Source organism: Pirellulales bacterium, assembly GCA_035499655.1.
Lineage (GTDB): Bacteria > Planctomycetota > Planctomycetia > Pirellulales > JADZDJ01 > DATJYL01.
This window is the reverse complement of the sequence record DATJYL010000103.1, coordinates 1-10,416: the sequence shown is the minus strand read 5'-3', so window position 1 is coordinate 10,416 and position 10,416 is coordinate 1. Positions and strand designations below refer to the sequence as shown.

The 10,416-nt window shown below is 55.6% G+C and carries 6 protein-coding genes; 3 read left to right on the top strand and 3 right to left on the bottom strand.

The genetic code is table 11. The annotated features are described in order from the left end of the window. Both VMJ32_07435 and VMJ32_07430 read left to right on the top strand, forming a co-directional pair. Positions 1-1,405: hypothetical protein (locus tag VMJ32_07435; protein ID HTQ38843.1), on the top strand; the 1,405-nt coding region annotated here is incomplete at its 5' end. 495 nt (positions 1,406-1,900) lie between these two features. Next, positions 1,901-5,611: a VCBS repeat-containing protein gene (locus VMJ32_07430; GenBank protein ID HTQ38842.1), complete on the top strand. Its 3,711-nt coding sequence runs from the start codon at positions 1,901-1,903 to the stop codon at positions 5,609-5,611. Positions 5,612-5,769: 158 nt separating this feature from the next. On the opposite strand, the gene VMJ32_07425 is transcribed toward VMJ32_07430, so the two are convergent. Then, the gene (locus VMJ32_07425) at positions 5,770-7,242 is read right to left on the bottom strand and encodes a hypothetical protein (protein ID HTQ38841.1); all 1,473 of its coding nucleotides are present in this window, start codon (positions 7,240-7,242) and stop codon (positions 5,770-5,772) included. Positions 7,243-7,469: 227 nt separating this feature from the next. Here VMJ32_07425 and VMJ32_07420 point away from each other — a divergent pair, with 227 nt between their 5' ends. Beyond that, a complete protein-coding gene (locus tag VMJ32_07420; protein HTQ38840.1) occupies positions 7,470-8,759 on the top strand; it encodes a class I SAM-dependent methyltransferase in 1,290 nt (429 codons plus the stop codon). Here the strand turns inward: VMJ32_07420 and VMJ32_07415 are convergent. Together VMJ32_07415 and VMJ32_07410 are read right to left on the bottom strand one after the other, a co-directional pair. Beyond that, complete coding sequence (locus VMJ32_07415) at positions 8,743-9,675, bottom strand: hypothetical protein (GenBank protein ID HTQ38839.1); 933 nt, start codon at positions 9,673-9,675, stop codon at positions 8,743-8,745. The two genes, VMJ32_07420 and VMJ32_07415, sit on opposite strands and share 17 nt — an antisense overlap. A 60-nt stretch (positions 9,676-9,735) precedes the next feature. Further along, positions 9,736-10,416: NAD(+)/NADH kinase (locus tag VMJ32_07410; GenBank protein HTQ38838.1), on the bottom strand; the 681-nt coding region annotated here is incomplete at its 5' end.

Here is a 10,416-nt window from a genome sequence, read left to right as displayed (position 1 = left end):
GGGCGAGGTCAAGCTGTACAGTGGCGCCATGTTGGCCGCAGGCGCGGCGACCACCGGCACACACTTGGTCGCGAATCCCGATACGGCCCTGATTAGTGTCAGCGGCTTGATTCCGGTAACCACCGTCAACGGCAGCGCAATCGCCACCATTGGTGTCGTCGGTCAATCGGTCTCCGGGTCCACTATTGCAGCTGGTACGACCGTGAGTTCGATGACCAACAGCACCACCGTCGCTTTGTCCCTGCCGGCCACTGGTTCCGCGACAATTACCGCCGTGCTGGGTCCCGCCGTCGTCACGCTGAAAACAACCAAGGGTAAAACAGCCGCCACGATCAGCAATGTGCTCAGCGTCGACGGGCTGATCGTCGGCCAATCGGTTGCCGGTTCCAATTCAGTGATCGTCACAACCACCAGTGGCAGCAAAATGGTCAATGTGTCCAGCGTTGCTGGGCTGACCGTCGGGGAGCCTGTGACTGGCCTCAACATTCCGGGGAATACAACCATATCTGCAATAGGTGTCGGTACGATCACTCTGTCTGCGGCAGCGACAGGCAGCGGGACGGTGATTGCAGATTTCGACCCGGTGGCTTCCAACAGCATCATCAGCGCACTGGGTTCCAGTGTGGGCGGCATCACCATCAAGTTGTCGGCGAATATCAAAAGCACTGGCTCAAACAATATTTTCGCCGCTGGATTCATGCCCGAAGCCGCCACCTACAAGAGCGGCCTGTATGTCGCGGCAGGAGACCTGACCGGCAGCGGAGATATCGACATTGTTACCTCTCGATCCAGCACTGTGCCCAATGTCGAAGTTTTCGAAGTCAATAACTTACTTCTGGGCGACGATATCCCGGATGTGGCCTTCAACCCCTACACCACCAAATTCCTGACCGGAGCGCAGATCGCGGTGGGTGATGTCGACGGTAATGGGGTCGACCAAATTGTTACCGCCCCAGGAACGGGCCAATCCGTGCAGATCAAGGTGTTTGATTACAACACGGTGCTGGATGACTTTGATAATAATCTGGCCGTGACGCCGGAGCGTACATTCCTGGGATTTGAATCAACCTTCAAAAATAGCGTCTCGTTGGCCTTGGGTGATGCCGATGGCGACGGAACCGACGAAATTATGCTGGGGGCCGGCAGCGGCGGCACATCGCGCGTCAGGGTGCTTGACGGTTACGGCGACCTGCTCGAGCAATTTCAGGCCTTTACCGCGGGTAATACCAGCGCAGCCTTGCGAATCGCCGCAGTCGATGTCAACGGAGAGGCGGAATTGTTTGTCGGCCAGGGGATCGTGAGTAAAACCCATGTGATCGAAGGGTTCGATCCGCTTACAGGCAAGTTGATCGATACCTTCATGGAAACTGATCCCGCGATGACCGACGGCATATTCCTGGGTTAATATCCGCACGAAGTGCCTAGACTCGGCTGCGAACGGCCAACGATTCCGGCGCGGGGCCCTGGCTATTTGCTCAAAATGGTTGGTGCAATCCAATTTATCGGAACTTTTGACAAACTTGTTGCGTTAAGTAAAGGGCGCAATTAACTCGTCCTGTCGCACGGGGCAGTCGTAGCAGCTTGACACTGCGAAAACCCCCAATGAAACTAAAAACTATGCCCAGCCCTAGGGGCGCTGGGCGTTGAAGCATCAGGGAGAATTACGGAACAGACCGACGGCGCCGCCGCTGCGGACTGTCGATTGGGCGATTTTCCCCGAGTGTTTTTCGGTAAAAGAGGTCGGGCGAACAAAGTAAACGAAGAGGCTGCGCCACCCGAGCAATCGCGGTGGGGCTTAATTCTTCAACGTAAGTTGACGCCCAGTCCGCCAAATGCTTGAGCTGTTAATGTACCTGCGTTGATTCACTATCCTTGGCCCTTGTCTTCCCACGGTATCGCCATGCTTCCGGAACAAAGAGGTTTGCTGTCGGGGTTGTTTTCAAGTTTCCGTCGCCCTAAGCGCGCTGGCCGCCAAAGCTGTGGACGCAGAACCCATTTCGGGCGGCAAGCCGTCGTGGAGCAATTGGAAGATAGGCGCTTGCTCGTAACCCGCGTGTGGCTCGACTTCGGTAACGGTTACACAGCCCCCACCAGCGGACCCTACGCTGGCCTGGGAACGTTATTGGGCCTCACCTTCGACGGAATTCACGACGCCATGGTCCGTCCAGCGCAGGCCGGAAATGTCGTTTACGAGGAAGAACTAGGGCTAATGCTGAATAACGCCACGACGGGGACGCCATTTAACTTCGTCGGCCTGAGCAGTTATCTGAATAGTTATCTGGATACCGTCGCTGTGCCCACGGACACCCTGACCCTGGAAGAGGCCATTACCGCACAAATAGAACAGGCCTTGGAGCCCTTCGACATCCAGGTAATTTCTTCCTTCAACAGCAACATCGTAAATTTCGGCGTCAATGGCCAAACTATTCCTGCCAGCGGGTCCACAAACTTGTCGAACATTGCGGCACTGGATGCGCTCAATGACACGGGACAACAATTTGGCAGCAACGACGTGTTTATCGACTTCGCCGGCATTTTTCAGACAGTGAATAGTACGGCGTTCGCTTCCAATGTGCCAATCAGCGCCGATTTCGCCGTACAATCGCCCAATGCGGCAGGGGCAAGGCCAAGCCGGCTTGATACCGGGGGCATTATCGACGTGAACTACTGGGTCAATCGGGTGCTGGGACCCGGTGGAACCGGCGGATCGTTAAATGTGGCTTTGGCCAATGCAGCCTTGTATGCAATCGGCTGGGACTTTGGTTTATCGGAAGTGGAAAACGGTACGACTGGTCCATTCTCCAATTTTGGCGACCCAAATGTGCAGCTCCTCAATCAATCGAACGCGATGGTAGAAGGGGGCTTCCTTGAGTCGTCGGAATTCGTCCCGACCATCAGCGACACCAACTCCGCTTATTTTAATAACTTTCCAATGATGCAGGATGGCGCCAATTTTCAACCCATGCTGCAACCTGGAACTTTGGAGCAGGCGGCGCTCCTCGGTGTTCCACAATTTCCTTTGCCTCCACAGGACACTTCCTTCAATCTCAGTGGCGACGGCGTAACGATTTCTGAAACCGAACCAGCCGGTTATTCCCCGTTTGTTTTTCCTGACGCCACGTTCAATGATGATCCAACGGTTACCATCAACAGCTACCTGCAACTGACAAGCGATTCCGATATTGGCCCCAATCCCGACATCGCCTATGTGACCGGCACGGGTGGGTTCGATCAGATTTACATCACGAAGCTCAATGCCACCCAGGCAAAAGTCACCGTCACAGCATACACCGACAATACTTACACCACGACCATTAGCGACGCGGCCGCGGCCTTGGGTGATCCGGGTGTTATCTCGAGCTATACCTATAACATCAATCTGACGAAAATTGTGACGCCGGGCCGCAAAGATGACGGCCAACCGTTTAAGATTGTGGTCGATGGCACCACCAATGCAGACCAAATTTATCTCGATCCGACGCTTGGTGTGGAGGTCGAAGTGCATGGCGGTGCGGACGTAAAAACACTCAACATCACCGGCAACGGCGCTTACAACGTTCAGTACACTCCCCTCGCGCCAGCTTCGAACAATTACCAAGGAGAAATCGCCGAGATTGCCGCTCTGATTCCACAAGGTTTAATTCCCGGCGCGGCGGGCACGCTGCTCATTTCTGGAACAGCCGTGACCACGAGCACGACTGTCGTGAACAAAAAAATCGTGACCCGCTCCACAAGCACGCCTTTCAAGACCACGGTTTTGCTGCAGCAATTCAACCCAGCTCCTGACCCCATCACCGGCGACTTAAGCGCTCTACGGCTGGAAAACTTTAACCAGCTTGATTACACGGCCCCGGGCTTTTTGAATAACGAATACAACGTCACTAGCCTACTCGATGGCTCATGGCAAATATCCGGTCAGGTCGACAGCGCCTTTTTCCCGCCTTCTTTGACCGGCAATCTGCAATTCAACAACATCAAGCAATTAGTAATCGACACCAGCAAGGGAGCCAGCACCGATACCGTCAGCTTTGACACCGGCGATCAAACGCCCCAGGGTTTGCAATTTGTGAACGTGGTGATGGGGGCCCAGGCCTTTGGCGGCGCCGACGAATTGGATTTCAACGATTCGCTCAATGCCGACGGCTCGCCCAATTTGGAAGATCAAAATTACCTGCTTTCGACAACCCAGTTGCTGCCGGTTCAGCCGGCCGGATCGGTGTTTACGGGCTTTACTTATAGCGGCGTGGAAGTACTGACGCTCAACGGCACCCAAGGAACCGACCAGTTCACCGTTACGCCCAGCACCACGACGTCGTACATCATCAATGGCGATCCGGGGGCCGTGCAAAACACGCTGGCCGTCCATTTGGCCGGCACGCAATATTCAGAATCGGACGATGGCGCCGGAAATGGCCAGTGGACGTTTGGCAACCGCAAGACAATTACGTTTACCAATATCCAGAATATCGTGAATCAGTTCGGCCAGGACGGCGTAGATCCGGCCGATTACGCGGCCAATCCGATTGCCGACAACAGTTCGCCCATTTATGCCGGCAGCGACCAAAGCGACATTATTGCCCTGGCCAACAGCGGCGGCGGTAAGCCATTAGTCCAGGTGTACAGCGCCATTACCAATCAGTTGCTATACCAGTTTTATGCTTACGCGCAAAACTTCGTTGGTGGCGTCAGGGTTACCACGGCCGACGTGGACGGCGATGGCGTGCCCGACATCATTGTTGCTCCAGGCGCTGGAATTTCGGCCGAGGTAAAGATATACAGCGGCGCCATCATGGCTGCCAATACTACCGGCGCCCAGAAATTTGTGAACAATCCTGACTCCATCGCCGGAGCGCTGCTTACAGATCTCGTTCCCGACCCCAACTACAAGAGCGGCCTGTACGTGGCCGTGGGCGATGTCAACGGAGATGGTACGCCGGATTTAATTACTTCGCATTCCAAGGGCGCGCCGCTCGTGAGCGTATTTTTGAATGACGGCAGCGGGATGTTTACCAACCCCATTCCGGATGCCGCCTTCGCACCGTATCCCAAAACCATGACTGCCGGCGTGGCCATTGCCGCAGGCGATACCGATGGTGATGGCATCGACGAAATTGTTACCGCACCAGGTGTCGGCCAAAGCAACCTGATCAAGGAATACAGCTTTTTCGATGTCGCCGCGAATTCGACTACTCCGATCCGACAATTCTACGGTTTCGAAAACACGTTCAAAGGCGGGGTCTCGCTCACGATGGCTGACGTCGATGGCACCACGATCGGCGGAAATGAAGTTGATGAAATTATTTTGGGCGCCGGGGCCGGCGGAAAATCGCGCGTGCGGGTATTAGACGGCGTTGGCACGCTGGAACGCGAATTCCAAGCTTATACCACCGGCAACATCAACGCTGCGGTGAACGTGCTGGCCCGCGACATCGACGGCAGCGGAGTAGCCCAACTGTATACTACGCCTGTCGGCAGCGCAACGACTCATACGGTCCAACTGCTCGATCCGTTAGCGGTAGTGAACCCGCTGGCCACGCCGCTGGTTGCACCGCTGGTCGACACGATCATGGAAAGCAGCGTGGACCTCAAATCTGGAATCAATCTGGGTTAGAGGAGCGTTCCGCTAAACGTGCGGCATATCACTAGCGCGGTCCCCGTTCCATTTGAACTTCAATCGGCAAGGCGTTGCTCCCAAGCGGCATTTCTAGACGAATTTTCTCGACCAATGCACTCCTGAAGTGCGGCACCGTCGAAGGCTTGAGTTCGTTTTCAGAGTGACGATTTCTGCGATTGCGCTCCGTTGCGCTCCAGTGGTGTGCGGGGCTGGAAGTTATTGCTTGGCTCGCCGGCCTCGGGCACCCCTTCAGGACGACCGCCCACACTTTTTTCGACAGCACTCGATGGAGAGTAGCCCATCATATCGAGAAATTTGGCCATGTCGATGATTTCCACACCCAAGGTGTCAGCGTCTTTTAGCAGCGTGCTAATGCCGGCGCTATTGTAACCTTCGTGATTGGTTTCTCCCTCAACTACATAGCGTGTCGTGGGCATCAAGGCGCCCTTCACGTTCCCTTTTTCGTCAGTCTCAGCATCGATCACGCCGCCGTTGGTGCGGATGATTTCGCGAACTTTCTGGATCTCGTTAGTACCTTTGGCATCAACGTCGAAAAAACCCACCAGGCCGAAGTGAGCCGGCTGACCCGGACGCCACAGCGGCGTATAAATGATGTCGCCCGGCAAGAGCGGATTCGAAGAGGAGTCTTCTAGGATCCGACATTCAGCCAGGTGCGGTCCCGTAACGTTGATGACTTCCAAAACGCCCTTGCGCTTGGCCTCGCTAACCACCGACTGATTTTCCGACTCCACGGCGCTGATGCCTTGCTTCTTGCTGGGCACCGCGGTGGGATCGGTCGTGTTTTGATCGAACACGGCAAACGTCACCCGTTTGTGAAGTAAATCATCGCTGCCCAGGTTGATATAAGCGGTGTTGTCGCGCTGGTCGACCCACACAATTTTTCCGCTGGGTTGCGAATTGACCGAGAATTTGCCGTGCAAATCCTTCATCTCGTCTTCTCTCGACTTAAGCTGCCTTCGCAACGTATCGATCGATTTATCGCGTTCCGCGACTTTATTGGTCAAATCGGTCCGCTCGGTTTCCATTTCCTTGTCGCGCTTCTGCAACGTCGTCGATAGCTCCTCTTGCGAATCTTCCAGCTTTTTCACGTGCTCGGTGTTGGCGGCCCGTTCGGCCAAATAATCGGCCACGGCCTTTTCTTTTTCGGCGGCCAGTGATTTCTTTTCGGCCTCGTAATCGGCGGTTTTGCGGTCAAAATCGGCCTTGGCGTCACGCAAATCGGCGGACTGTTTTTCCAACTCGGCGTGTTGAGTAGCAATGATTGACTGCAACCCGACGATCATCTTGTGGTATGTTTTTTCGTCATCGGGCAACGAACCGGACCGCAACGCTTGGAACGCGGCCATATCTTTGGTCCAAGCATCGGTGGCGGCTTCTTTTTTGTCGCTGGCTTGCAGCCCGATGTACTGCATCAGCTGGTTGCGTTCGTCGCTCATGGCCGAGGCCGCTTGTCGGGCATCCCCCTCATTTTTTAGGGCATCTTTAGACTTTTGCTGCTCGTTTTGATAGTTGCGGAAAAAGACGAAAGTCGTCAGGCTGAGCAAGACGGTCAGCGTGACGAAAATGATGAGCGCGATTTGCAGACCTTGGTTTTCGCGAACAGCCATAAGGGAAGTACCTCACGAGGAGAGCGAATGCGGCTTCCGGAAAGGCACGGCTCAAGCCAGGCGGCCGTATTGACCACACCGCGCTGAACACTCAGAACTTAGAGCACCTATCCGACGGATTGCTGTTTTGACCGTAAGATTTTTCAAATCAACAACCTACGTCGATTTTAATTGGCCGGAAATGGCGTGTCAAATAAGGGGTTGTGTCGTTGATTAAATCGCAAATCATGCGCAATTCTGTCGATTCGCAAGCCATACTGGAAGATTACCGCTGGCTAGTTAGCCTGGACGGCGCCCAATGGCTGGCCCGGGCAGCATCGCTGGCGGGAAAGGATGCATCTCTGGTTACGCTGGCCGCGACCTTGCGGCAGAAGCTTCCCGCGCCGCGGGTCCATCTGCTATTGGAACAATTGGAGCTTCGTCCCAAGGCCAAGGAGAAGTTCCCTCTGGCCGCGCAGATGTTCTTTATTCCCTTAGCCTTAGAACAAGCCACCGACTGGTGGGTGGCGGCGTACAAAGCCAGCCGTTTTCCCCAGGACCAGCCGTTGGCCGACCTGTGTTGCGGCATCGGCGGCGACTCGCTCGCGCTGGCGCAACGCGGAAATGTGCGGGGGGTGGACCGCAACCCCGTCGCCGTAATTCTGGCCGAGGCCAACGTGGCGGCCGTGCTTGGTACCGGCGATTCATGCTCGAAGGCCGCCGTGACCTTCGACGTGAAAGAGGTGGCCGAGGCAGGAGTCCTCTCCAATGTGGTGGCCTGGCACATCGACCCCGATCGCCGTTCCACTGGCCGACGAACCACCAATGTGGAATTGCACGATCCGGGACCCGCTGTGCTCACTCGGATGCTTTCGGCCTGTCCCCATGCAGCCATCAAACTTGCTCCGGCAGCCGATTTGACCGAGTCCTGGTGGCGCGAGGCCGAATTGGAATGGATCGGCCGCGGCAGGCAATGTCGACAATTGGTCGCCTGGTTTGGCAGCTTAGCGCTTCACCCGGGCCGCAGGCGCGCCACGGTGGTAAAATCGTCAGCCATCGCAGGCGGAAATGCGGCGCCACCGATATTGGAACAAGCTGCCGCGACGTTCATTGGCGAACCGAATCTAGAATGTCCTCTGGCTCCGCAAATTGGCCGCTACGTGTTTGAACCCGATGCCGCGATATTGGGGGCAAAACTCGAGGGAGCGCTGACTGCTGAGTACGAGATCATGAGAATCACGCCGGGCGTGGCATATTTCACGGCCGACACCTTGATCAACAGCCCGCTGCTCGATTGCTTTGAAGTGCAGGAAGTTCTGCCGTACTGTGTAAAGCCGCTGCGTCAGTGGCTTACTCGGCGAAGCATAGGGCGGCTGGAAGTGAAGAAACGAGGTGTTCCGCTCGATCCAGAAAAAGTCCGCAGCGAATTGCTCGCTGGTCAAAACGGCGATGACGAAATCACGCTGCTGCTGGCGCGCGTGCAGGGGCACATTACCGCAATTCTGGCAAAGCGAAGCGGAGTTATTTCTTCGCAGTAGATTTCGAGGCGGCGGTTTTAGGGGCCGGCGGCAGGTATTCCTCGGTGAAGCGGCCGACAAAGTGCACGCTGCTGTCAGCGCCGTGGAACCCCAGCACGCGCTCGTCCAAATCGAGCTGCTTGGAAAGCACTCGGCCAGCGTCTAAATCAAAGCGAATGGTCCCTTGCGTCAAGCGCTGCACCAGTTGTGATTGAATGGCCGGATTATTCACAGGGGTAAGTACCTGAGTGGCAACCGAAATCGTGGCCACACCATGCACCACTTTTTCCAGCGTGTAATGCTGGCGGGTTTTGATGACTTTGGTTTCGCCTTCTTCCAGCGTGATGGTAACATCTTGCGGCACGTTCCAGCTTTCGCCCACTGCAACCGGCGCGGGCGGCAGGGGAACGACCATATCGCTCGTTTGCTGTTCGACGGTCGAAATTTTCTGCCCTCGATCCATTTTTTTGGTAATTTTGCCTGTGGCGTCAATGGTCACCACCGACAGCGGCACGCCAACTTCTTTAGCCACGGCCGCGTAAATCGGCGGCGGATCTTTATCGGTCTTGCTGTTATAGGTGACTTCTTGATGATCGCTCAGTTTTTGCCGCATGTCGACGCTTTCGACAGAATGCTCGAAAGTCACACTGCCATCGGGTTCAACTTCTTTGATGTGCCAGACTTTGACCGAGCCGCTGGTGCTTTCAGCGGTTTGTGAGGTGCCGGAAATGGTGGTTTCTGAATTCGCCTGATGCCACACTTGCGTGCGGACAATTTCGCCCGGCTGGAATTTGTAACGCAATGTGTATTTGGGTCCAGCAGAAGGCGCGGGCGAAGAGGCATCGTCGGCAAGTGCCGTCCGCTCCATCAGGGCCATCGACATGGCCCACAAAACGACAAATAAGCAGCCGATTGAGACAACAAAGCGGGAAGACATTCGACTCGACTCCGTTCGAGTAAAACTTCGTAGGGAAGGACAGCTATCTCGACGGTAACTCTACCGCCTTTTGTCCGATGGCAACCGCCCGCCCCAGCCGAGTTTTTCCCGCAACGTGCGGTAGTAACTGTGGCCGGGCACTTCCACAAATTTGAATTTGGGCTCGGCTCGCTCCACACGGACTCGGTCGTCACCTGCCAGTCCGCATAGCTCTACTCCATCGACAACCACCGTCGTTCCAGCATGCGGCTCGCTGACGACTAATTCGAACACGCGCTGGGCCGAATCGACCACCGGCCGGTTGGTCAGCGTGTGCGGACTGATCGGTAGGAACACAAACGCTTGTAAATCTTTTCGCAAAATCGGCCCGCCCGACGACAGGCTGTGCGCCGTGGATCCGATGGGCGTGGCCACGATCAAGCCGTCGCAACTATAAGTGGTTACCAATTCTGCGTCAACGTAAAGGTTGACGTCGAGAATGCAAAATGGCTTGCCTCCCCAAATGCACACTTCGTTGAGCCCCAGCATGTGATGCAACACTTTGCCGCTCCGCAACACACGGCATTCGAACATGAGATGTTCCGACACCTTGTAAAGGCCCTGGCAAACTTGTGGTAGCACACTCAGCAACTCATTGGGAGATAGGTCCGCCAGGAACCCCAGTTTTCCTAAATTCACCCCGAGAATGGGAACCTGATGGTAGCCCATTTGATGCGCGGCCCGCAGAATGGAACCGTCCCC